The organism is Thermomonospora umbrina (assembly GCF_003386555.1).
Classification (GTDB): domain Bacteria; phylum Actinomycetota; class Actinomycetes; order Streptosporangiales; family Streptosporangiaceae; genus Thermomonospora; species Thermomonospora umbrina.
Genome location: NZ_QTTT01000001.1, coordinates 7,258,520 through 7,281,960, shown reverse-complemented (window position 1 = coordinate 7,281,960; position 23,441 = coordinate 7,258,520). Strand labels below are relative to the sequence as shown.

Annotated in this window: 19 protein-coding genes; 7 read left to right on the top strand and 12 right to left on the bottom strand. The window is 73.9% G+C overall.

What is annotated here, in order from left to right; genetic code table 11:
- Positions 1–3 precede the first annotated feature (3 nt).
- Positions 4–1,077: a GNAT family N-acetyltransferase gene (locus tag DFJ69_RS33125; RefSeq protein ID WP_116026213.1), complete on the bottom strand. Its 1,074-nt coding sequence runs from the start codon at positions 1,075–1,077 to the stop codon at positions 4–6.
- 121 nt (positions 1,078–1,198) lie between these two features.
- Between DFJ69_RS33125 and DFJ69_RS33120 the strand changes: the two genes are divergently transcribed.
- Both DFJ69_RS33120 and DFJ69_RS33115 read left to right on the top strand, forming a co-directional pair.
- Positions 1,199–1,843, top strand: a complete 645-nt coding sequence (locus DFJ69_RS33120; protein ID WP_116026212.1) for a carboxymuconolactone decarboxylase family protein — start codon at positions 1,199–1,201, stop codon at positions 1,841–1,843.
- A complete protein-coding gene (locus DFJ69_RS33115) occupies positions 1,840–2,421 on the top strand; it encodes a GNAT family N-acetyltransferase (protein ID WP_170177907.1) in 582 nt (193 codons plus the stop codon). The genes DFJ69_RS33120 and DFJ69_RS33115 overlap by 4 nt, the downstream gene beginning before the upstream one ends.
- 10 nt (positions 2,422–2,431) lie before the next feature.
- On the opposite strand, the gene pgl is transcribed toward DFJ69_RS33115, so the two are convergent.
- The 7 genes from pgl to tkt form a co-directional block, all read right to left on the bottom strand.
- A complete protein-coding gene (pgl, locus tag DFJ69_RS33110) occupies positions 2,432–3,214 on the bottom strand; it encodes a 6-phosphogluconolactonase (RefSeq protein ID WP_116026210.1) in 783 nt (260 codons plus the stop codon).
- Entirely contained in the window at positions 3,211–4,191 is a 981-nt protein-coding gene (opcA, locus tag DFJ69_RS33105) for a glucose-6-phosphate dehydrogenase assembly protein OpcA (RefSeq protein ID WP_116026209.1), read from the bottom strand. Before opcA ends, pgl begins: the two co-directional genes overlap by 4 nt.
- A gap of 40 nt (positions 4,192–4,231) precedes the next feature.
- The gene (gene zwf, locus DFJ69_RS33100) at positions 4,232–5,758 is read right to left on the bottom strand and encodes a glucose-6-phosphate dehydrogenase (RefSeq protein WP_116026208.1); all 1,527 of its coding nucleotides are present in this window, start codon (positions 5,756–5,758) and stop codon (positions 4,232–4,234) included.
- Between the two features lie 317 nt (positions 5,759–6,075).
- The gene (locus DFJ69_RS33095; protein ID WP_116026207.1) at positions 6,076–7,701 is read right to left on the bottom strand and encodes a phosphoheptose isomerase; all 1,626 of its coding nucleotides are present in this window, start codon (positions 7,699–7,701) and stop codon (positions 6,076–6,078) included.
- Positions 7,702–7,846: 145 nt separating this feature from the next.
- A complete protein-coding gene (locus DFJ69_RS33090; RefSeq protein WP_116027071.1) occupies positions 7,847–9,457 on the bottom strand; it encodes a glucose-6-phosphate isomerase in 1,611 nt (536 codons plus the stop codon).
- 35 nt (positions 9,458–9,492) lie between these two features.
- Entirely contained in the window at positions 9,493–10,608 is a 1,116-nt protein-coding gene (gene tal / locus DFJ69_RS33085) for a transaldolase (protein ID WP_116026206.1), read from the bottom strand.
- Between the two features lie 34 nt (positions 10,609–10,642).
- A complete protein-coding gene (gene tkt, locus DFJ69_RS33080; RefSeq protein ID WP_116026205.1) occupies positions 10,643–12,769 on the bottom strand; it encodes a transketolase in 2,127 nt (708 codons plus the stop codon).
- Between the two features lie 561 nt (positions 12,770–13,330).
- Between tkt and DFJ69_RS33075 the strand changes: the two genes are divergently transcribed.
- The 3 genes from DFJ69_RS33075 (at position 13,331) to DFJ69_RS33065 (ending at position 16,690) form a co-directional block, all read left to right on the top strand.
- Positions 13,331–14,308: a heme o synthase gene (locus DFJ69_RS33075; protein WP_116026204.1), complete on the top strand. Its 978-nt coding sequence runs from the start codon at positions 13,331–13,333 to the stop codon at positions 14,306–14,308.
- 73 nt (positions 14,309–14,381) lie between these two features.
- Positions 14,382–15,614 carry a PrsW family intramembrane metalloprotease gene (locus DFJ69_RS33070; RefSeq protein ID WP_116026203.1) on the top strand — a complete coding sequence of 411 codons (1,233 nt, stop codon included), beginning with the start codon at positions 14,382–14,384 and terminating at the stop codon, positions 15,612–15,614.
- 53 nt (positions 15,615–15,667) lie between these two features.
- Positions 15,668–16,690 carry a COX15/CtaA family protein gene (locus tag DFJ69_RS33065; protein ID WP_116026202.1) on the top strand — a complete coding sequence of 341 codons (1,023 nt, stop codon included), beginning with the start codon at positions 15,668–15,670 and terminating at the stop codon, positions 16,688–16,690.
- Positions 16,691–16,702: 12 nt separating this feature from the next.
- Here DFJ69_RS33065 and polX read toward each other — a convergent pair whose 3' ends face one another.
- The 4 genes from polX to DFJ69_RS33045 are packed head-to-tail and all read right to left on the bottom strand — an operon-like array spanning position 16,703 to position 21,099.
- A complete protein-coding gene (gene polX, locus DFJ69_RS33060; protein WP_116026201.1) occupies positions 16,703–18,436 on the bottom strand; it encodes a DNA polymerase/3'-5' exonuclease PolX in 1,734 nt (577 codons plus the stop codon).
- Positions 18,437–18,458: 22 nt separating this feature from the next.
- Complete coding sequence (locus DFJ69_RS33055) at positions 18,459–19,394, bottom strand: EamA family transporter (protein ID WP_211328897.1); 936 nt, start codon at positions 19,392–19,394, stop codon at positions 18,459–18,461.
- A gap of 5 nt (positions 19,395–19,399) precedes the next feature.
- Positions 19,400–20,125, bottom strand: a complete 726-nt coding sequence (locus tag DFJ69_RS33050) for an ABC transporter permease (RefSeq protein ID WP_116027069.1) — start codon at positions 20,123–20,125, stop codon at positions 19,400–19,402.
- Positions 20,126–20,178: 53 nt separating this feature from the next.
- The gene (locus DFJ69_RS33045) at positions 20,179–21,099 is read right to left on the bottom strand and encodes an ABC transporter ATP-binding protein (RefSeq protein ID WP_116026200.1); all 921 of its coding nucleotides are present in this window, start codon (positions 21,097–21,099) and stop codon (positions 20,179–20,181) included.
- 137 nt (positions 21,100–21,236) lie between these two features.
- On the opposite strand from DFJ69_RS33045, the gene DFJ69_RS33040 reads away from it, so the two are divergent.
- A complete protein-coding gene (locus DFJ69_RS33040) occupies positions 21,237–22,478 on the top strand; it encodes an arginine deiminase (protein ID WP_116026199.1) in 1,242 nt (413 codons plus the stop codon).
- 12 nt (positions 22,479–22,490) lie between these two features.
- Positions 22,491–23,426, top strand: coding sequence for a carbamate kinase (gene arcC, locus DFJ69_RS33035; protein WP_116026198.1), 936 nt, complete (start codon positions 22,491–22,493; stop codon positions 23,424–23,426).
- Positions 23,427–23,441: the final 15 nt, after the last annotated feature.

Sequence of the window (23,441 nt, the reverse complement as noted above, 5' to 3'; positions counted from 1 at the left end):
GGCCTATCCTGCCGGCGACGCCCCCGTGGAGGTCCGGGCCGGGGTGGCGGTGGCGCGCCCGGCGCGGCCGTCGAGCCGCACCCTGACCTCCACCACCGAAGCGTCGTCGGTGCGCCGCACCCGGCCGCCCACCGAGGCCAGCAGGCGCCGCATCCGCGCGTTGCCGCCCAGCACCGTGGCCCGCAGCTCCACCAGCCCCCGGTCGCGGCCCAGGACCAGCATCAGCTCCGTCAGCTCCCGACCGAGACCGCGGCCCTGCCAGGCGTCCTCCACGAGGAAGGCCAGCTCGGCCACCCCCGGATCCAGCACGTGGACCAGGTGGGCCAGCGCCAGGATCGAGCCGTCCGGGCCTTCGGCGACGAGCGTGAGCCCGTACGACGGCTCGCAGAACAGCTCCAGCGCCCGGCGGGGGAGGGACGGCTTGGGGGAGAAGTACCGGGACCGGCGGCTCTCCTGAGAGCATCGCTCGTGCATGGCCTGCACGGCGGGGCCGTCCCGTGGTTCCAGGGGCCGCACCACGATCTCGGTCCCGTCGCGCAGCAGCACCCGCCGGGAGATGGGGCGCGGCTCGTCCGTCGGCATCGCCGCCCGCACCAGCGCGTCCGCGCGGGCCGCCTCCGTCGCCGTGAACGGCAGGCCCGAACGGCGCAACCGCACCGCCCGCAGCGGCCCCACCGGCACCGACAGGGCGTCCCCGGACTCCTGCAGGGCCGCCGCCCCGGTCACCCAGGCGGCGTCGTCGGCGCGCAGCAGCTCGGCCAGCACGCGCGGCAGGGAACGGGGCTCGGCGCGCAGCCGGGCGGCCAGCGTCAGGGCCCGGGTGGGCTCGTCGATCAGCTCGTGCGGGCGGGCGGGCAGCACGACGGTGTGCCGCCCCCCGGCCGCCTCGACCGCCGCCGCCAGCTCACGGGGCCAGGCGTCCCCGGCGTCCACGACGAACTCGTCCACGACGCCCTCGGTGTCCATCTGGACGGAGAGGCCGAGGATGTTGGCACCGCGCTCGGCCAGCGCGGTCGTGAGATCGGCCAGCCGGCCCGGACGGTCCTCGATCTGGGTGCGGATGCGCAGCAGCGCCATTGGAGCGTTCCCCTCTCCGGGGTCAACGGGTCCTCCCCACGGTGCACCCGAGGTGTTACGGAACCGCTACACCCCCGTGAGCGCCCGGTTTCCCCTGGGGGCGTGGACTACCGTGCGGTGGATGATCGAGGCGCATCCCACCGGGGCCGACGACGAACGGGCGGAGCGGCTCCCTCCGCTGTCCCCGCGCACGCTCAGCGAGGCGCAGCGCGAGGTGTACGACGCGATCACCTCAGGTCCCCGGGCCGCCGACCCTCCGGTGTTCCGGGCCGTCGACGACGACGGGCGGCTGCTGGGGCCGTTCAACGCCATGCTGTACAGCCCCGCGGTCGGCCTGCCGCTCCAGGACCTCGGGGAGGCGCTGCGGTTCCGCACCGGCTTCACCGGACGCGAGCGGGAGATCGCCGTCCTGACCGTCGCGGCCCACTGGCGCTCGGACTACGAGTGGTACGCGCATGAGCGCGTCGGCCGCCGTGCCGGGCTGACGGACGCCGAGGCGGACGCGTTGCGCCGCGGCGACGACCCCGTTCTGGCCGACGCCCGCGAGCGCGTCGTCCACGCCGTCGCCCACGACCTGGTCGCCCATGGGGACCTGGGCGACGCGCTGTACGCGGAGGCGTCCGCCACCCTCGGCCGGGCGGCCCTGGTCGAGCTGGTGACCCTGGTCGGCCACTACGGGGCGCTGGCCCTGCAGATGCGGGTCTTCCGGGTCGGCGTCCCCGCCGGCGAGCCCGCCCCGCGCTGGCGGGAGCGGTCGACGCCGTGAACCCCACGCTGCGGACCGGCCGCCTGGAGCTGCGGCCGGTGGGTCCCTCCGACCTTGCGGCGCTGCTGGAGCACTGGGGCGACCCTCGGGTGGCCCGCTTCCTCTTCGACGACACTCCGCCCACGTCCGAGCAGGTCGTCGCCATCATCGAGGCCGCCCGCCGGGACTTCGCCGCCGTCGGCTACGGCGTCTGGACGCTGCGGCCGGTCGACCGGGAGGGGCCGGGGCGCGAGCTGACCGGCACGACCGGGCTGCGCCGGCTGGAGGAGGAGGGGCGGCCCGGCGACGACGCCGACGTGGAGATCCTCTACAGCCTGCGGCCCGACCGGTGGGGGAGGGGCCTGGCGGCCGAGGCCGCCGAGGCCGTGCTGGAGCACGCCTTCGCGACGCTGGGACTGCCGCGCGTGCTCGCCCGGGCCGACGAGGGCAACACGGCCTCGGTGGCGCTCGCCCTGCGGCTCGGCCTGCGCCCCACGGGCACCGAGCCCGGCACGCTGGGCCCGGTCACCCGCCTGGCCGTGGAGCGGGACCGCTGGCTCGCGGCCCGCCGCCCCCGTGAGGGTCGGGCGGGCCGCTGACCCTCGTCCGTCAGGGCGAGCCGATCCGCTCCAGGCCCGGGGGCAGCTTGGCGGCCGCCCCCCGGTCCAGCAGGAACAGCGTGCGCTGCCGTCCCCGGGCCCCGGCGACCGGTACCTGCACCGGCCCCGCCTCCGACAGCCCGAACCGCACCGCCTCGGCCTTGGACTCGCCCGCCGCGATCAGCCACACCTCGCGGGCCGCCCGGATCGTGGGCAGCGTCATGCTGATCCGGGTGGGCGGCGGCTTGGGCGCGCCCCGCACCGCCACCACCGGGCGTTCGTCGTACAGCGCGGGCATCTCCGGGAACAGCGACGCCACGTGCGCGTCCGGCCCCACCCCGAGCATCAGGACGTCGAACGACGGCACCGGCGCGTGGTCCTCCGGCTGGGAGGCCGCCCGCAGCAGCGTCGCGTAACGCTCGGCCGCCGCCTCCGGGTCGTCGCCGTCGGGCCCGTCCGCGGCGGGCATGGGGTGCAGGCGCGCCGGGTCCAGCGGCACGTGGTCGAGCAGCGCCTCGCGGGCGCCGGTCTCGTTGCGCTCCGGATCGCCGGTGGGCAGGAACCGCTCGTCCCCCCACCACACGTCGAGGCGGCCCCAGTCGATGGCGTCGCGGGCCCCGGTGGCGGCCAGCTCCGCCAGCACCGCGGTCCCGACGCCGCCGCCGGTCAGCACGATCGAGGCGGCGCCCCGGGCGGCCTGCACGTCGACGATCCGGGTGACCAGCCGGGCCGCCGCCGACCTGGCCAGCAGGGTCTGGTCGCGATGGATCAGGACGGTGGGCGTGGCGGTCATTCGGCGGCCTTCTTCCGCCCCCGCGGCGCCGGGGCCGGCGCGGGGGGCTCCGCCTCGGCGAGCTGCTGGGCGGCCAGGTCCTTGGCGAACCGGGTGGCGGCCTCCTGGTAGACCTCGTCGGGGTCGAGCCGGCGCAGCTCCTCGGCGAGCAGCTCCGCCATCGGCCGGCGGTGCAGCGCCACCTGCCGGTCGGGCTGCCCCGGGCGCGACAGCGTGGCCACCCGGCCGTCCGGTCGGGTGACGGCGATGGGGCCCTCCTTGGTGCCGAGGACCACGCCCGTGATGCCCGGCCCGTCGGACACCTCCCGGCCCACGGGCACCCCCAGCCGGACCGACAGCCAGGCCGCCAGCAGCTCGGCGCTGGGGCTGTCCGGCTCGGCGGACACGATCCCGTCGGTGATGTCGGCGTGCGCCTGGTCCAGCGCGGCGGCCAGCAGGGTGCGCCAGGGGGTCAGCCGGGTCCAGGTGAAGTCGGTGTCGCCCTCGGTGTAGCCGTCGGCGAGGCGGGCCAGCGTGCCGAGCCGGTCCTGCGAGGCGTACGCGTCGGTGACGCGGCGCTGGGCGAGCGCGCCGAGGGGGTCGGCGCCGGGCCGCGCGGGGGCCTTGCCCGGCCACCAGGTGACCACGGGGGTGTCGGGCACGAGCAGCGGGACGACCACCGTGTCGGCGTGCTCGGCCAGCGGTCCGTACATGCGCAGCAGGACGGTCTCGCCGGGGCCGGTCTCGCCGATCCGGATCTCGGCGTCCAGCCGGGAGGAGTTGCCGCGCGCGTCCCGGGAGATCACCGTCAGCAGCCGGCACGGGTTCTCCCGGGCGGCCTCGTTGGCGGCCCGGACCGCGTCGTACTGGGCGGACTCGTCGGTCACGATCACCAGGGTCAGCACCATGCCGACGGCCGGTCCGCCCATGAGGTGGCGGGCCTGCCGCAGCGACTTGAGGATGCGGCGGGTCGAGGTGTCGGCCAGGTCGATGTTCATCGATCGAACTCCAGAGTCTCCAGGGTGTCCGGGGGGTTCGTCACAGACGTCGCCAGGCGCGCCCGTCGCGCGCCATCATGAGGTCGGCCGACTCGGGCCCGTAGCCCCCGGACTTGTACTGGTCGGGTCGGCCGTGCTCGGCCCAGTGCTCCTCCACCGGGTCGAGGATGCCCCACGACAGCTCGACCTCCTCCTGCCGGGGGAACAGCGGGGGGTCGCCGACCAGCACGTCCAGCAGCAGCCGCTCGTAGGCCTCGGGGGAGTGCTCGGTGAACGACTCGCCGTAGGCGAAGTCCATGTTGACGTCGCGGATCTCCATGGCCGTGCCCGGAACCTTGGAGCCGAACCGCACCGTGATGCCCTCGTCCGGCTGCACCCGCATGACCAGCGCGTTCTGCCCGAGCTCCTCGGTCTCGGTGTGCGAGAACGGCAGGTGGGGGGCGCGCTGGAAGATCATCGCGACCTCGGTCACCCGCCGGCTGAGCCGCTTGCCGGTCCGCAGGTAGAACGGCACCCCGGCCCAGCGGCGCGACTCGATCTCCAGCTTGACGGCGGCGTAGGTCTCGGTGCGGGAGTCGGCGGGGATGCCCTCCTCCTCCAGGTAGCCGACCACCTTGTCGCCGCCCTGCCAGCCCGCCGCGTACTGGCCGCGCGCGGTCGCCGTCCCCAGGTCCGCGGGCAGCTTCACCGAGGAGAGCACCTTGGCCTTCTCGGCCCGGACGGCCTCGGCGCTGAACGAGGTGGGCTCCTCCATCGCGGTCAGCGCCAGCAACTGCAGCAGGTGGTTCTGGATCACGTCGCGGGCCGCGCCGATGCCGTCGTAGTAGCCCGCCCGGCCGCCGATCCCGATGTCCTCGGCCATGGTGATCTGCACGTGGTCGACGTACGAGCGGTTCCAGATGGGCTCGTACATCGTGTTGGCGAACCGGATCGCCAGGATGTTCTGCACCGTCTCCTTGCCGAGGTAGTGGTCGATCCGGAAGATCGACTCCTCGGGGAACACCCGGTGCACGATGTTGTTGAGCTCCCGGGCGCTCGCCAGGTCGTGCCCGAAGGGCTTCTCGATCACCACCCGGCGCCACGAGCCCGGGGTGCTCTGCGCCAGCCCCGACCGCTGCAGTTGCTCCACCACCTCGGGGAAGAACTTGGGCGGGATGGACAGGTAGAACGCGTAGTTGCCGCCGGTGCCGCGGGTGGCGTCCAACTCCTTGACCGCCATCGCCAGCGTGTCGAACGCCCCGGGGTCGCTGAACTCGCCGGGCACGAAGTGCATGCCCTCGGCCAGGTGCGTCCAGACGTCCTCGCGGAACGGGGTGCGCGCGTGCGCCTTGACCGCCTCGTAGGCGACCTGGCGGAAGTCCTGGTGCTCCCATTCGCGACGGGCGAACCCGACCAGCGAGAAGCCCGGCGGGAGCAGCCCCCGGTTGGCCAGGTCGTAGATCGCCGGCAGCAGCTTCTTGCGGGACAGGTCGCCGGTCACCCCGAACAGGACCAGCACGCTGGGCCCGGCCACCCGGGGCAGTCGCTTGTCGCGCGGATCCCGCAACGGATTGGGTGTCTTGCTCACCTTCGGGTCCCCCTGCCAGGTTCCTGGAACGTTCCGGTCGGTTCCGTGGTCCTCATCGGTGCGGTCGGGCGCATCGCCGCGACGCCCCCTTCGGCCTCGTCATGTCTCTCCTCGGGCGGCTTTCGGCGGTCGGCGGGACCGGCCCGGCGACCGCCCCGTTCCGGGACCGGCACGTCGTGCAAGACGTTCCCGGTCAACATCAGGTATACGCCCTTCTCTCGACGGCGGTTCGGGCTGCGCACGGCGGCCCTCGCCGCGCCGCGCCCGGACGGGCGCGGCGTGTGGTCGCTTCCCCGAGACGACGGCGATGAACGCGGTCACGGCTCACGGCCCCGCACCGCCTCCAGGAGCCGCGCGGCCCCCTCGGCCGGCTCCCGCAGGTGGAGCCACAGGACCGGCAGGCCCCGGCCGCGCAGCGCCCGCACGTCGGCCAACGCCCGCGCCGTCTGGAGCCCGCCGAGCGAGTACGGGCGGCCCGGCACCGGCACGTCGTCGGGCATCGCGCCCGTCACCACGAGGAACGAGCCGTTGCGCGGCCCCTCCTTGTGGAACGGGCCCGTCCCGTGCAGATATCCGGGCCCCGGCCCGTACGACACCGGCCTGCCGGAGCGCCGGGCCAGCGACGGCGCCAGGTAGCGACCGGACAGGTCACCGGACAGGTACGTCACGACCGACAGGTAGCCGGACGCGGGGATGCCGCGCAGCAGCGCGTCGATCGCCGCGTCCAGGCCCGCCGCCCCGGCGCCGCCGAACACCGCGTCCGCGTGGATCTCGATGCCGCCGTCCACCGCGTCCGGCGGCCCGGCGGGCGAGGGCTCGCCCGCGGTGCGGTTCAGCATCGCCGCCGCGTCGTCCTCGGCCTCCTGCGCCAGGGCGATGGCGCCCTCGAACGGGTTGACGCCCAGCAGCCAACCCGCGACCGCGGTGGCGTACTCCCACAACAGGAACTGCGCCCCCAGCGGCCCCCAGACCGAACTGTCGGCCTCGGGCGCGGAGGTGCCGAGCGCCACCGAATGCGCGTCCGGCGTGACCTCGGGGGCGGGACGGCCGGGCGCCTCCATCGGCAGGATGCCCCGGCCCCGCCGGCCCGTCCCGGTGGCCACCAACTGGGTCACCCAATCGGTCAGCGCCGCGGACCCGCCGCGCAGCACCAACTTGTCGCGGACGGGCGAGCCGGGCGTCTGCTGGGCGCAGCCGCCGAGGACCGCGCCGAGCAGCAGACCGGGATTGTCCTCGTCCTCGCCCAGCGACGGCACCACCGAGGCCGCGTCCGCCAGCAGACCGCTCACGTCCGTGCCCGCCAGCACCGCCGGGACCAGCCCGTAGGCCGACAGCGCCCCGAAGTGCCCGGGCAGGTGCGGGTCGGTCAGGCCGAGCCGGTAGCCGCAGCGGCGGGCGAAGTCGTGCAGCGGACTGCCGTGGTCGGTGATCACCAGGAACCGCCCGGCGATCTCCCGCTCGGACAGTCCGTGCTCGCGGAACGCCTGCACGAAGATCCGGCGGTAGGCGTCCCCCTCGATGGAGACCCCCGCCTTGCTGGACAGCACCACCAGCGTGCGGTCCAGCCGGTCCAGCGCCGGCCCCAGCGCCGCCGTGTCGCCCCCGTCCAGCACCGTCAGAGCGCCCTGGCCGCCCGCGGCGTTCCCGGCCCCGGCGACGGCCCGGGGCGCCAGGCCCTCCGCGCCCACCCCGATCAGCACCACGTGGTCGAGCCCGGCGTGGCCGAGCTCGGCGGCCAGCGGCTCGATCCGCGCCACCAGCGACGAGGAGGTGAACGGCAGGTCCAGCCAGCCGAGCCGGCTGTGGTCGACCGCGCGACGGCCCCACAGCCGCGGCTCCTTGCCCGCCAGCGCGGCCGGCACTCCGCAGGTCACCAGATAGTCATGGGCCTGGAGGGCCGCGTCGAGAACGCCGCCGCGGGTGATCACGTCGAAGGCCGGCACGGTTCCTCCCTCCAGGCCCCAATCGTTTCAGGGCCGCGGGCCCCCGCGCGACCGAAAACGCCGTGATCCATCCCGAAGGTGACATCGGGATGGATCACGGCGGATGGTGTGACCCGGTGAGAACCGACCTTTCGGGAGTCGGGCCTCAGGCGAGGGCGGTCAACAGCTCGTCCACACCGGTGGAACGGTCCCGAAGGTGCAGACGGACGGCCGGGCGGCCCCGCGAGCGCAACGCCCGCAGATCTCCGAACGCCTGCGCCAACTGCAGCTCCTTGAGCGAGTACGGCTTGCCCGGCACCGGGACGTCCTGCGAGGACTCACCGGTGATCTGCAGGAACACCCCGTTCTGCGGGCCCCCCTTGTGGTACTGGCCGGTGGAGTGCAGGAACCGGGGCCCCCACCCGAACGTCACGGCCACCGGGGACTTGCGGATCCGCTCCGCGCACGACGCCAGCAGCGGGCGCAGCTGCTCCGCGCCGGCGTCGCCGTCGCGGTCCAGATACGCCATGACGGCCAGGTAGCCGTGCTCGGGCACCGCGGCGACGATCGCCTCCAGCGCCCCGGTCAGATCCTTGGCGCCCTTGAGCAGCTCCGCCGGGGCGTGCACCTCCACGGCGCCGACGACCAGCGCGGGCGCGCCCGCCACGACCGTCGGCGCGCTGCCCTCGGCGCTGCCGCGCAACAGCGCCGCCGTGTTGTCCTTGGACTCCTGCACGTTGGGCTGGTCGAACGGGTTGATGGCCAGCACCCGCCCGGCCACCGCCGTCGCGTACTCCCACAGCAGGAACTGTGCGCCCAGCGGACCGGCCACCGACAGCCCGACGTCCTCGGGCCCCGAGCCCAGCACCACGCGGCGGACGTCCTCGACCTCCTCGAAGCCGGGGGCGTCCACCCCCTCGACCACCACCGGCAGGATGCCCTTGCCCTCCTTGCCGGTGGACTCGGCGATCAACTGCTCGGCCCAGTCGCCGAACCCGGCGATCCCCGATCCGTCGTCGGCGATGACCAGCTTGTCCCGGCCGGCCAGGGCCGAGGCGCCCAGGGCCGCGCCCAGCGCCAGCCCCGGGTTGTCGTACGGCTGCCGCAGCGCCGGGGTCAGCGCCGCGGCCTCGTCCAACAGCCGTTCCACGTCCACGCCCGCCAACGCGCTGGGCACCAGCCCGAAGGCGGTCAGCGCGCTGTAGCGCCCGCCGACCTCGGGGTCGGCGAGCACCACCGCGTAACCGGCCTCGTTCGCGGCGGCCTCCAGCGGGGAGCCGGGGTCGGTGACGATCACGAAGCGGCGGCGCAGGGCGTCGCCGGTGATCCCGGCGTCGGCGAACGCGCCCTCGAAGATCCGCCGGTGACCGTCCGTCTCGACGGTGCCGCCGCTCTTGCTGGACACCACCACGATCGTCCGGTCGAGCCGGTCGGCGACCACCGCCGCGACCTGCTGCGGATCGGTGGTGTCCAGCACCGTCAGCGCCGCCCCGGCGGTCCGGGTGATCACCTCCGGGGCCAGCGAGGAGCCGCCCATCCCGGCCAGCACCACGTGGTCCAGGCCGTCCTCCCGGGCCCTGGCCACCAGCTCGGCCAGCCGGGGGAGCAGGGCTCGGGAGGACTCGGCCAGATCCAGCCAGCCCAGCCGCTTGGCCGCCTCGTCGACCGCCGCCGGGCCCCACAGGCGTGCGTTCTTGGCCACCAGGGCGGCCGGTACGCCGTCGGTGACCAGCCGCTCCAGCACGCTCTCGGCCTCGTCGACCACCGGGCCGCGCATCGTGACCGACACGCCGCCCGCGGTGACGACGGACGTCACTTGGCGGCCCCCTTGTCGTTCAGCTCGTTCTGGATGGTGCCGAGCAGTTCCCTCCACGACACCTCGAACTTGTCGACGCCCTCGTCCTCCAGGACGCGCACGACGTCGTCGTAGTCGACGCCCGCGTCCTTGAGGGCGGCCATGTGGGCGCGGGCCCCGTCGTAGGCGCCGCGAACGGTGTCGCCGCGGACCTCGCCGTGGTCGGCCTCGGCCTCCAGGGTCGCCTCAGGCATCGTGTTCACGGTGCCGGGGGCCACCAGCTCGTCGACGTACAGGGTGTCGGGGAGGGCCGGGTCCTTCACGCCGGTGGAGGCCCACAGCGGGCGCTGCGGGCGGGCCCCGGCGTCCTTGAGGGCCTTCCACCGGTCGGAGGCGAACCTCTCCTCGTACAGCGCGTAGGCCAGCCGTGCGTTGGCGACGCCGGCCTTGCTCTTGAGGGCCTTGGCCTCCTCCGAACCGAGCTTGTCCAGGCGCTTGTCGATCTCGGTGTCCACCCGGCTGACGAAGAACGACGCCACCGACGCGATCTGCGACAGGTCGCGCCCGGCCGCGCGGGCCTGCTCCAGCCCGGTGAAGTAGGCGTCGATCACCTCGCCGTAGCGCTCCAGCGAGAAGATCAGCGTCACGTTCACGCTGATGCCCTCACCGATGGCCGTGGTGATGGCCGGCAGACCCTCCCGGGTGGCGGGGATCTTGATGTACAGGTTCGGCCGCTCGACCATCCACCACAGCGCGCGCGCCTCGGCGACGGTCTTCTCGGTCTCCCGCGCCAGCCGGGGGTCCACCTCGATCGACACGCGGCCGTCGAGGTGGTCGGTGCGCTCGTACACCGGGCGCAGCACGTCGCAGCCCCAGCGGATGTCGTAGGTGGTGATGGCCCGGGCGGCCTCCTCGACGTCCACGCCGCGCACCGCGAGGTCGCGCAACTGGTCGTCGTAGGCGGTGCCCTTGCTCAGCGCCTTCGCGAAGATCGTGGGGTTGGAGGTGACCCCGACGACCTGCCGGTCGCGGACCAGGTCCTCCAGGTTCCCGGTCCGCAGCCGGTCGCGGCTGATGTCGTCCAGCCAGATGGATACGCCCTCGTCAGAGAGCTTCTTGAGTGTCTCGCTCACCGGTGTCTCCTCATTGAGTCGGGACGCCTGGAATTCAGTTGCCGGTCGTCTCCCCGCGCCCCTGGCCCTCGACGCCCGCCCGGATCAGGGCGGCGTGGGCGGCGGCGACGACCCGGTCGGGGGTGAAGCCGAACTGCTGGAAGAGCGTCTTGTAGTCGGCCGAGGCCCCGAAGTGCTCCAGGCTGACGGTCTCGCCCGCGTCGCCGACGAACGCCCGCCAGCCCAGCCCGATCCCGGCCTCCACCGACACGCGGGCGCGCACCGAGTGCGGCAGCACGTGCTGCCGGTAGGCCTCGTCCTGGGCCTGGAACCACTCCACGCACGGCATCGACACCACCCGGGTCGGGGTGCCCTCCGTCTCCAGGGTGCGTCGCGCCTCGAGCGCGATCGCGACCTCGCTGCCCGTTGCGATCAAGATCACGTCCGGTCGGCCGTTGCCGGCGTCGGCCAGCACGTAGCCGCCCTTGGCCGCGCCCTCGGCCGCGCCCAGCTCCCCGCCGCGCTCCAGCGTGGGCAGCTTCTGCCTGGTCAGGGCCAGGGCCGCGGGCCGGTCGGTGTGCTCCAGGATGGTCCGCCAGACGACCGTGGTCTCGTTGGCGTCGGCCGGGCGGACGACGTCCAGGCCCGGGATGGCGCGCAGCGACCACAGGTGCTCCACCGGCTGGTGGGTGGGCCCGTCCTCGCCGAGGCCGATCGAGTCGTGCGTCCACACGTACGTCACCGGCAGCTTCATCAGCGCCGCCAGCCGCACCGACGGGCGCATGTAGTCGCTGAACACCAGGAACGTGCCGCCGTACGGGCGGGTGCCGCCGTGCAGGGCGATGCCGTTGAGGATCGCGCCCATCGCGTGCTCGCGGACACCGAAGTGCAGGGTGCGGCCGTACCGGTTGCCGGGGAACTCCTTGGTCTGGAACTCCTCGGGGATGAAGGACGGCTCGCCCTTCATCGTGGTGTTGTTGCTCTCGGCCAGGTCGGCCGAGCCGCCCCACAGCTCCGGCAGCACCGGGGCCAGCGCGGTGAGGACCTCCCCGGACGCGGCGCGGGTGGCGATCTCCTTGCCCGCGGGGAACGTCGGCAGCGCCTCCGTCCAGCCCGCCGGCAGCCGCCGCTCGGCGATCCGGTCGAAGTCGGCGGCGCGGGCCGGCTGGGCCGCACGCCAGGACCGGTACCCCTTCTCCCACTCGGCGCGCCGCTCCCGGCCCCGGTCGACGACCTCGCGGGCGTGCGCCAGCACCTCGGCGGGCACCGCGAACACCTGCTCGGGGTCCATGCCCATGATCCGCTTGGTGGCGGCCACCTCGTCGGAGCCGAGCGCCGCGCCGTGGATCTTGCCGGTGTTCTTCTTGTTGGGGGCGGGCCAGCCGATGATGGTGCGCAGCGCGATGAACGTCGGCCGGTCGGACTCGGCCTCGGCGTCCTCGAACGCGCGGGCCAGCGCCTCGACGTTCTCGTGGTACTCGCCGTCGGCGGCCCAGTCCACCGCCCGCACGTGCCAGCCGTACGCCTCGTAGCGGGCGACCACGTCCTCGGAGAAGGCGATGGCGGTGTCGTCCTCGATCGAGATGCGGTTGTCGTCCCAGAGCACCGTGAGGTTGCCCAGCCGCTGGTGGGCGGCCAGCGCGGACGCCTCGTGGCTGATGCCCTCCTCGATGTCGCCGTCGGAGGCGATCACCCAGACCCGGTGGTCGAACGGGCTCTGCCCGGGCTCGGCGTCCGGGTCGAACAGGCCGCGCTCGCGGCGGGCGGCCATCGCCATCCCGACCGCGTTGCCGATGCCCTGCCCCAGCGGCCCGGTGGTGGTCTCCACACCCGCGGTGTGGCCGTGCTCGGGGTGCCCCGGCGTCTGGCTGCCCCACTTGCGCAACGCCTTCAGGTCGCCGAGGTCCAGCCCGTACCCGGACAGGTAGAGCTGGATGTACAGGGTCAGACTGGAGTGCCCGGCCGACAGCACGAACCGGTCCCGGCCCGGCCACGCCGGATCGGTCGGGTCGTGCCGCAGGAAGCGCTGGAAGAGCAGGTACGCGGCCGGCGCCAGGCTCATCGCGGTGCCCGGGTGGCCGGATCCCGCCTCTTCGACCGCGTCCATCGCCAGGGCGCGGATCACGTCCACGGCCCGCCGGTCCAGGTCGGACCACTCAAACGTGCTGCTGTCCGTAGTCACCGGAACGCTCAGCTTCCTCTCTCAGGGTCCGCGTCCGTCCCCGTGAGGACGGTCGCCGTCTCAACACTCCGCCGCACTGCCCGGGCCGCCGTCCGGATCACGCCGCCGTCCCGGGACGGGCGGGGGGACGCGCCGGGGCCGCCTCCCGCCATGGCCGGGCGCCATGGCGTTCCGCTCTCCGACCTTATCCAAGAAGCGCCCGCCGCCCATCGGCGCCGAGGTGACGGGAACCGGTCGTTTCCACGGCGTCTCCACGACGCGTCGCCGTACGGTTCGACCCTTGCCCGATCACCCTCGCGACTAACCACCCCGCCGGGTGAACCGAGGGGTGGGCCGGGCCTCACTCGGACGGGGCGGCAGGCCCCCGTCGGGAACCGGGCGACGCGCGTCCGGTGACCCGGTGCACGACCCTCGTGGGGTGCGCATTACAGTGATTGCGCGGTTGACCAGAGTGGCCGCGGAGTTGACCACAAGCTTCACAAGCCGAGGTGCGGCCCAGTCGCGGGGGCACCGCCGGGGGGCGGGGTGCCCCCGGGATACGTACATGGACATGGACCAGTTGTGACGGTGCTCATTAACAAGCCCGAGACCGAGGTCGAGGGGGCCGCCGGGGTCGTCCCGGCGGACGTCGTGCCGGCCGTGCCGGCCCGCCGCCCGATCGGCGCGCTCGTGCGCGCCTACGTGGGGCTCACCAAGCCGCGCGTCATCGAGCTGCTGCTGATCACGACGCTGCCGCCGATGTTCGTGGCCGCCGGGGGTCTGCCGCCGCTGGCGACCGTGCTGGCCACCCTCGCGTTCGGCACCATGTCCGCCGGGGCGGCCAACGCGATCAACTGCTTCATCGACCGCGACATCGACGCCAAGATGCGCCGCACGCGGCGGCGGCCGCTGGCGCGCGCCCAGGTCAGCCCCGCCGAGGCGCTGGTCTTCGGGATCGTGCTGGCGGTGGCGTCCACGGTCGGCTTCCTCGTCACGGTGAACGCGCTCGCGGCGGGCCTGTCGGTCGCCGCCATCGCCTACTACGTGTTCGTGTACTCGCTGCTGCTCAAGCGGCGGACCTCGCAGAACGTGGTGTGGGGCGGCATCGCCGGGTGCATGCCGGTCCTCATCGGCTGGGCGGCGATCACCGACGGCCTGGACTGGACCCCGTTCGTGCTGTTCCTGGTGGTGTTCCTGTGGACGCCGCCGCACACCTGGACGCTGGCCATGCGGTACCGCGAGGACTACGCGGTCGCCAACGTCCCGATGCTGCCGGTCGTGGCCACGGAGCGGCGGGTGATCGTCGAGAGCCTGCTCTACACGTGGGCCACCGTGGCGGCCTCGCTGGCGCTGTGGCCGGTCGCCGGGATGAGCGCGGTGTACGGGACGGTCGCGGTCGTGCTCGGCGCGGTCCTGCTGGCGGAGGGCCACCGGCTGTTGCACAACGTCCGCTCCGGGATGACCGGGGTGAAGCTGCGGCCGATGCGGTTCTTCCACCTGTCGAACGTCTACCTGGCGCTGCTGTTCTCGGCCGTCGCGATCGACCCGCTGCTGTTCTGACCTCACGCGGGGGGACGCCGGTCTCGCCGTCCGGTGCGGGTGCCCCCGGCGACCCGTCGATTACCCTCGCCTCATGGTGCCCATGGATCCCCAGGCGGTGCTCGAGGGACGCGTGCCCGGGCGGCCGACCGCCGGGCTCATCATCGCGCTGACCGTCTCGACCCTGTGCGCCCTGGGCGTGCTGGGCCTGTACGGGTGGTTCGGCGGCGGCATGGGGTTCGTCGCGGCGCTGCTGCTGGCCATCCTGCCGATCCCGCTGCTCATCTCGCTCGTGCTCACCCTCGACCGGGTGGAGCCCGAGCCGCCCCGCACCCTGGCGCTGGCGTTCATGTGGGGCGCGGGTGTGGCGGTGCTGGGCGCGCTGGTCCTCAACACCGCCGGGCTGATCTACGTCACCGTGCCGGTCTTCGGCGAGGCCGAGGGCCACTTCGTGAGCGCCACGGTGGGCGCGCCGCTCATCGAGGAGACCCTCAAGGGCGCGGTGCTGTTCCTGCTGCTGTGGCTGCGGCGCACCGAGATCGACGGCTTCGCCGACGGGATCATCTACGCCGCCATGGTGGGGCTGGGCTTCGCGATGATGGAGAACGTCACCTATTACATGCGGGCCTTCGACGAGGGCGGCGCCGACCAGCTCACCGCCGTGTTCGTGCTGCGGGGCGTGATCGCGCCGTTCAGCCACCCGCTGTTCACCTCGATGCTTGGTCTGGGCGTCGCCTGGGCGGCCACCCACCGCAACGGGCGCGTCGCCGCCCCGCTGGTGGGGCTGATCGCCGCGATGGCGCTGCACGCCCTGTGGAACGGGGCCACCACCTTCGGGCTCGGCGGGCTCGCCGTCGTCTACGCGGTGGACTTCGTGCTGGTGCTGGTCCTCATCGCGATCGTGTTCGTGGAGCGGCGCGGCACCCTCCAGCGGATCGGACGGTACCTGCCGATGTACGAGCCCACCGGGCTGGTGACACCGCAGGACGTGCGGATGCTCGTCCGCATGTCCAGCCGGCGCGCGGCGCGGCGCTGGGCGCGGGAGGTCGGCGGTCAGGGGGCGGCCCGCGCGATGGACGACTACCAGCTCGCCGCCACCGAGCTGGCGCTGGTGCACAAGCGCGCCGAACGGGGGACCGCCGACCCCGTCTGGCTCGCCGAGCGGCGGGACGCGCTGCTGAGCCTCATGGCGGTGGCGCGGCAGGCGTTCCTGCGGGCGCCCAAGCCCCTGCCGGAGGGGCCGCCGTGGGCGCCCGGCGGCGGCCCGTCCGGCTTCCGGCGGTCCGAGGAAGCGCCCGGCGACGTGCCCGACGTGCCCGGCCCCTGACCGCTCCGCGCCGTGCGGGGGTGGGGACGGGGCCTGCCGGGGTCGCCCCTACCATGAGTCCCGTGGCTGACCGTTCCGTGAATCCCCTGGCCAGAGTCCGTGACGCGGTCTGGCGGCCGACACCCGCCTCGCTGCGACTGCTGGCCCTGCTGTCGGTGATCGCCAACGCGGGCATCATCGTCACCGGCGGCGCGGTCCGGCTCACCAAGTCCGGTCTGGGCTGTCCGACCTGGCCGCAGTGCACGCCGGACAGCATGATCCCGACGTCCTCGCCCGAGCACTCGGCGGTCAACATGGCCATCGAGTTCGGCAACCGGACGCTGACCTTCCTGGTCCTGGCGTCGGCGGCGGCCGTCTTCGTGGCGGCCGTGCGGTCCGTGCCCCGGCGCCGCGACCTGGTGCGCCTGGCGGCCGTCCAGCCGATCGGCGTCCTGGCGCAGGCGGGCTGGGGCGGTGTCACGGTGCTGACCGACCTCCACCCGGCGGTCGTCGCCTCGCACTTCATGCTGTCGCCCGTCCTGATCATCGCCGCCGTGGCCCTCTACGTCCGCTCCGGCGAGGGCGACGAGCCCGTGCGCCCCCTGGTCGGCCCCCGGCTCCGCGCCCTGGCCCTGTCCCTGGTGCCGGTGGCGGCGCTGCTGATGGTCGCCGGCACGATCGTCACCGGTACCGGCCCGCACGCGGGCGACGACCGGGCCGAACGGTTCGGCTTCGACATCGCGCAGGTCACCCGTGTGCACGGCGCGCTGGCCTGGATCACGGTCGCGCTCACCGTCGCCGTGCTGATCGCCGTTCGGCGCACCGACGCGCCACGCGCCCTGCGACGCCGGGTCTGGGACCTGGTGGCGATCGAGCTGGCCCAGGGCGCGGTGGGCTACGTCCAGTACTTCACGGGCGTCCCGGCGCTCTTGGTGGGCCTGCACATGCTCGGCTCGGCCCTCCTGTGGATCGCCGTCCTCCGCGTCGCCTTCGCCACCCGCGATCGCGGCCCGCTCGCGGCGACCCCGGCCCCCGAGCCCACCACCGCCGCCTCCGCCGAGCCCGCCGCCTCGCAGCCGGCCCCGCACCCCGCCTGAGCCCGTTCGCGGTCAGGCCGGCGTCTCGCCGCCGAGGAAGGCCCGGAGCCGGTCGAGGGGCCAGGCGTTGATGACGTCCTCCGGGGTCAGCCAGCCTCGCTGGGCGGTGCCGACGCCGTAGCGGACGTTGCGGAAGTGGCCGACGGCGTGGGCGTCGGAGTCGATGGCGAACTTCACGCCGAAGCGGCGGGCCCGGCGGATCAGGTCGGCGGGCAGGTCGAGCCGGTCGGGGAAGCAGTCGATCTCCAGAGCGGTGCCGGTGCGGGCGCACGCGCGGAACACCTCGTCCCAGTCGGCGTCCAGCGGCGCCCGCCTGCCGATGAGGCGGGCGGTCGGGTGGCCGATGACGTGCACGTGCGGGTTCTCGCAGGCGCGCAGCAGACGGCGGGTGGCCTCCGCCGTCGTCTGGGTGAAGTGGCTGTGGACCGAGGCCACGCACACGTCGAAGCCCGCCAGGAAGTCGGCGTCCCAGTCGACGCCGCCGTCGGGCCCGATGTTCAGCTCGGTGCCGTGCAGCAGCGTCATGCCGGGGTGCCGCGCCTGCAGCGCGCGGATCGCCTCGCGCTGGGCGAGCGCCTTCTCGTCGGTCATCCGCTGCATGAACAGGTCGGGCGCGTGGTCGGTGATCGCGAAGTACTCCAGGCCCCGGGCCTCGGCGGCGGCGACCATGTCCTCCAGGGAGGCCGTCCCGTCGGTGAGGTCGGTGTGGGAGTGCAGGTCGCCGCGCAGGTCCTCCTCGGTCACCAGGCGCGGCAGCGTGCCGTCGAGGGCCGCCTCGATCTCCCCGGAGTCCTCGCGCAGGGTCGGCGGGATCCACGGCAGACCCAGGCGCGCGTAGACCTCCTCCTCGGTGGCGGAGACGATCAGCCCGCCGTCCTCCTCCGAGGCGGAGAACAACCCGTACTCCGACAGCTTCAGCCCGGCCCGGACCGCCCTCTCGCGGATGCGGACGTTGTGCTGCCTGCTCCCGGTGAAGTACTGCAGGGCGGCGCCCCACGCCTCGGGCGGCACCACCCGCAGGTCGACCTGGAGGCCCTTGACCGTCCGGACGGAGGTCTTCTTGTCGCCACGGGCGATCACCTCGGCGACCTGGGGGAGCGCGGTGAACGCCGCCATGATCGGGCCGGGGTCGTCGGAGGCGGCCAGCACGTCGAGGTCCCCGATGGTCTCCCGCATGCGCCGCAGCGAGCCCGCGTACACGCAACGGCGGCATCCGTCGACCCGCGAGAGGGCGGCCACGATGTCGGAGGCGAGCCCCATCGCCGTGTCGACGAGGACCCGGTCGCCCGCCCGACGCATCAACTCGATGCCGCGCAGGATGTTCTCCTCGGTCTTGGCGCCGAAGCCGCGCAGCCCACGGAGCCGACCGTCCTCGATGGCCCGGGCCAGCTCGGGGACGGAGGAGACGCCGAGCTCCTCGTAGACGGCCATCGCCTTCTTGGGGCCGAGGGTGGGGATGGAGGTCAGCGCCCGCACCCCGGCGGGGATCTCGGCGCGCAGCTCCTCCACCTGGCGGATGGTGCCGGTGGCGTTGTAGTCGGCGATCTTCTTGGCGATGGCCGCGCCGACGTTCGGGATGCGCCGGAGCCCCTCGAGGTCGAGGGCGGCGATGTCCTCCGGATGGCCGGCGATGGCCCGGGCGGCCTTCTCGTACGCCCGGACCTTGAAGGCCTCCCCGCCCGTGATCGACAGCAGGTCCGCCAGCTCTTGGACCAGCTCCGCCGCCTCGTCGTTCGCCCTGGCCATACGCCGAGTGTACGAACCGGGCTCAGACCTCGGCGGCCTCGGGCGGATCCTGCTGCCCTCGGGTGGCCCCGACGCAGGCGATCATGACGCAGCCGATGGCGATCCACTCCGAACCCGACAGCACCTCGTTCAGCACGACCAGACCCACCAGCGCGGCCACGGCGGGCTCCATGCTCATCAGGATCCCGAACGCCCGGGCCGGCATCCGCCGCAGCGCCTCCAGCTCCAGCGTGTAGGGGATCACCGACGACAGCAGCCCCACCCCGAGGCCCAACAACAGCAGCTCCGGGCTGAGCAGCGCCGACCCTCCCGTGGCGACGCCCATCGGCAGCACCACCACGGCGGCCACCACGCTCGCCGCGGCCAGACCGGTCGAGCCCGCGAACCGGCGACCGGTGGCGGCGCTGAGCAGGATGTAGCCCGCCCACGCCACGCCCGCCAGCAGCGCGAAGCCCACACCCACCAGGTCGACGTCACCGTCGCCCCGGGCGAGCAGCAGCACCCCCGTGAAGGCCAGCACCGCCCACAGCACGTCCCTCACCCGCCGCGAGGCCGCGATGGCGATCGCCAGCGGGCCGAGGAACTCGATGGTCACCGCCACGCCCAGCGGGATCCGCGCGAACGCCTGGTAGAACGAGACGTTCATGATCGCCAGCGTGAGCCCGAACCCGGCGGCGACGGCGAGATCACGCCGCGAGTGGTCGCGCAGCACACCGCGCAGCGCCCGGCGACCGAGGAAGCCCAGCACCAACGCCGAGGTCGCCAGCCGCAGCAGCACCACCGCCGAGGGCGGCAGCACGTCGAACAACTGCTTGGCGATCCCGGCGCCCACCTGGACCGACACCACCCCCAGCAGCACCAGCGCGGGCGGCGGAACGGCGGCCGGCGACAGCATCCGCGCCCCGCGAACGTTCCAACGGCGCGGGCGGTACGGACCGGGTGCCTCGGCGAGCGCCATCGAGCTCACTCCCACTTGAAGAACCGCGCGGCCAGGCCGAGCCCCGCCACCGCCCAGGCGCCCAGGGTCACCAGCGCCCCGACGGGCGGGCCCGCCCCCTGCTGCAGCACGTCGCGAAGGCCCTCGGCCAGCGCCGCGATCGGCAGCAGCTCCAACGCCGAGGCCATCCCGGAGGGGAACTCCGTCAGCGGGAACACCACGCCGCCCAGCACCAGCAACAGCAGGTACACCAGGTTCGCGGCGCCCAGGGTGGCCTCCGCGCGCAGCGTCCCCGCCATCAGCAGCCCGAACCCGCTGAACGCCGCCGTGCCGGCCAGCACCAGCGCCAGGACGGCGAGCGCCCCGCCCGCCCCGCCGTGCGGGCTCCAGCCGAGCGCCAGCGCCACCGCGAGGATCAGCGCGGTCTGGACGACCTCGACCGCCAGCACTGCCAGCGTCTTGGCGGTGATCAGCCCCCCGCGCGGCAGCGGGGTCGCGCCCAGCCGCTTGAGCGCGCCGTAGCGCCGCTCGAAGCCGGTGGCGATCGCCTGTCCGGTGAACGCGGTCGACATCACCGCCAGCGCCAGCACCCCGGGGGCGAGGAAGTCGACGCGCTCGCCGGGACCGACGTCCACCAGCGAGGTCGAGGAGAACAGCACCAGCAGCAGCACCGGGATGATCATGGTGAGCAGCAACTGCTCGCCGTTGCGGAGCATCCCGCGCAGCTCGAAGGACGCCTGCGCGAGCACCATCCGGGACAGCGGCGCCGCCGCCGGCGCGGGGGTCAGGTCCAGGGACGCGGTGTTCACGAGCGCAGCTCCCGTCCGGTCAGCTCCAGGAAGACGTCCTCCAGCGTGCGGCGCTCGATCCGCAGGTCCTCGGTGAGCACCCCGTGGGAGGCGCACCAGGCCGTCACGGTGGCGAGCAGCCCCGGCTGCACGTCGCCCTCGATCAGGTAGTGCCCGGCGGGCGACTCCTTGGCGGCGCTGCCCACCGGCAGCGCCGACAGCAGCTCGTCCAGCCCCAGCCCCGGCCGGGCGCGGAAGCGCAATTGCCGTTCGGCCCCGGTCAGCTCGGCGGGCGTGCCCTGGGCCACCACGCGGCCCCGGTCGACGACGACCACCCGATCGGCCAGCCGTTCGGCCTCGTCCATGTGGTGGGTGGTGAGGATGACGGCCACCCCGGCGGCCCGCAGCCCCTCCACCAGCTCCCAGGTGGCGTGCCGGGCCTGGGGGTCCAGCCCGGCCGTCGGCTCGTCCAGGAACACCAGCTCGGGCCGGCCGACCACCGCGGCGGCCAGCGACAGCCGTTGCTGCTGCCCGCCCGACAACCGCCGGAACGGCGTGCGGGCCTGTGCCGTGAGACCGAGCCGCTCCAACAGGACGGCCGGCTCGAGCGGGTCGGCGTAGAACGAGGCGACCAGTCGCAGGAACTCCCCGGCGCGCGCGGTGCCCGGCACGCCGCCCGACTGGAGCATCACCCCGACCCTCGGCCGCAGCGCCCGCGCGTCGCGGACCGGGTCCAGTCCGAGCACGCGGACGGTCCCGGTGTCCGGCCGCCGGTAGCCCTCGCAGATCTCGATCGTGGTGGTCTTGCCCGCGCCGTTCGGGCCGAGCAGCGCGGTGACGGTGCCGCGCGCGGCCCGCAGCGAGACGCCGTCGACGGCGGTCGTCGCGCCGTACCGCTTCACCAGCGCGTCCAGCTCGACCGCGTCGGGGGGTGTCATGACCCCGAGTGTAAGTGGGCGCGGTCGGAGGCCACGGCACGGGCCCGCCGATCACCCTCCGTGTCCGTTCCCGTGTTTGCGGTGATCACGCGCGGGCATGTCTCGCGTGTCCCCCCACCATCGAGGAGGGGACCGCGATGACGTTCCGGGTCGAGTCCGAGGTCGGGCGCCTCAAGCGGGTGCTGCTGCATCGGCCGGAGCTGTCGCTCAAGCGGCTGACCCCGTCCAACATGAACGACCTGCTGTTCGACGACGTGCTGTGGGTGCGGCGGGCGGGCGAGGAGCACGACGAGTTCCAGGACGTGCTGCGCGCCCAGGGCGTCCAGGTCCATCTGCTGCTCGACCTGTTGCGGGAGACGGTGGAGATCCCCGAGGCCCGCCGGCACGTCCTCGACCGCGTGATCGACGAACGCTGGTTCGGGCCGATGGCGATCGACCCGATCCGCAACTGCTTCGACCAGATGGACCCGGTGAGCCTGACCTCGTTCCTCGTCGGCGGGATCACGAAGCGGGAGCTGCTGGAGCGGATCGAGGAGCCCAACAGCCTCGCGTTCCACTCCCTGGACCCGGACGCCTTCGTGCTGCCGCCGCTGCCGAACCACCTGTTCACCAGGGACACCTCCTGCTGGATCTACGACGGGGTGTCGATCAACCCCATGCGCAAGAAGGCGCGAATGCGGGAGACGGTGAACATGGAGGCCGTCTACCGCTGGCACCCGCTGTTCGCCGACGGGTACGGGCGGCCCGAGGCCGGCGGGTTCCACGTCTGGACACCGGGCACGCCGATGGCCCCGGCGACCATCGAGGGCGGGGACGTCCTGGTCATCGGCAACGGGGCGGTCCTCGTCGGGATGAGCGAGCGGACCCAGCCGCAGGCCGTGGAGATGCTCGCCCGGTCGCTGTTCGCGGCGGGCTCGGCCCGGCGGATCGTGGCGCTGCGGATGCCGGTCAGGCGCGCGTTCATGCATCTGGACACCGTCCTCACCATGTGCGACCACGGGGTGTTCACCAAGTTCGCCGGCCTCGGCATGCTGCCCTCCTACACGGTCGAGCCCGGCGACAACCCCAAGGAGCTGAAGGTCGCCGACCATCCGCCCGAGGACATGCACCGGGCCATCGCCGCCGCCCTCGACCTGGACGACATCAAGATCCTCACCCCCGTCCAGGACGTGCACGCCGCCGAACGCGAGCAGTGGGACGACGGCTGCAACGTGCTGGCGCTGAGCCCGGGCACGGTGGTCGCCTACGAGCGCAACGCCACGTCCAACAACTTCCTGGCCCGCAACGGGATCGACGTCATCACCATCCGCGGCAGCGAGCTGGGCCGCGGGCGGGGCGGCCCCCGCTGCATGAGCTGCCCGCTGGAACGCGGAGCCTGAGCGGAGGACGCGATGCGGATCCTGGTGGCGCTGGGAGGGAACGCGCTGCTGCGGCGGGGCCAACCGCCGGACGCCGACGTGCAGCGCGCCAACGCGATGGGCGCGGTGCGCGCCCTGGCGCCGCTCGCCGCCGGCCACGAGCTGATCATCACCCACGGGAACGGGCCCCAGGTGGGGGTGCTGGCGGTGCAGAGCGCCGCCGACCCCGGGCTGAGCCGGCCCTACCCCTTCGACACCCTCGGCGCCCAGACCCAGGGGATGATCGGCTACTGGCTGCTGCAGGCCCTGCAGAACGCGCTGCCCGGCACGCAGGTGGTCTCCCTGCTCACCCAGACGCTGGTGTCGGCCGTCGACCCCGCGTTCGACGACCCCACCAAGTTCGTCGGGCAGGTCTACGAGCAGGACGAGGCCGAGAAGCTGGCGGCCGAGCACGGCTGGACGGTCCGCCGCGACGGCCGCTTCTGGCGTCGGGTGGTGCCCTCGCCGCGGCCCCAGCGGGTCGTGGAGACCAGGCTGATCCACCAGTTGGTGCGCGGCGGGGCGGTGGTGGTGTGCGCCGGCGGCGGGGGCGTCCCGGTGGTCCGCAACGACGTCGGCCGGCTGGAGGGCGTCGAGGCCGTCATCGACAAGGACCTGACCGGTGCGCTGCTGGCCGAGTCCCTGGAGGTCGACGCGTTCCTCATCCTGACCGACGTGCCCGAGGTCATGCGCCATCACGGCACGCCCCGCCAGGAGCCCATCCGGCACACGACCCCGTACGAGCTGCGGGCCCAGCGGTTCCCGGCGGGCTCGATGGGCCCGAAGGTGGACGCGGTCTGCGGGTTCGTGGAGCGCACCGGCGACATGGCGGCGATCGGCGCCCTGGACCGGTGCGCGGACATCCTCGAGGGCGCCTCGGGGACGATCGTCACGCCCGGCGCGACCTGGCCGCTGACCAGCACCCTGTGAGGACGAGGATCCCGT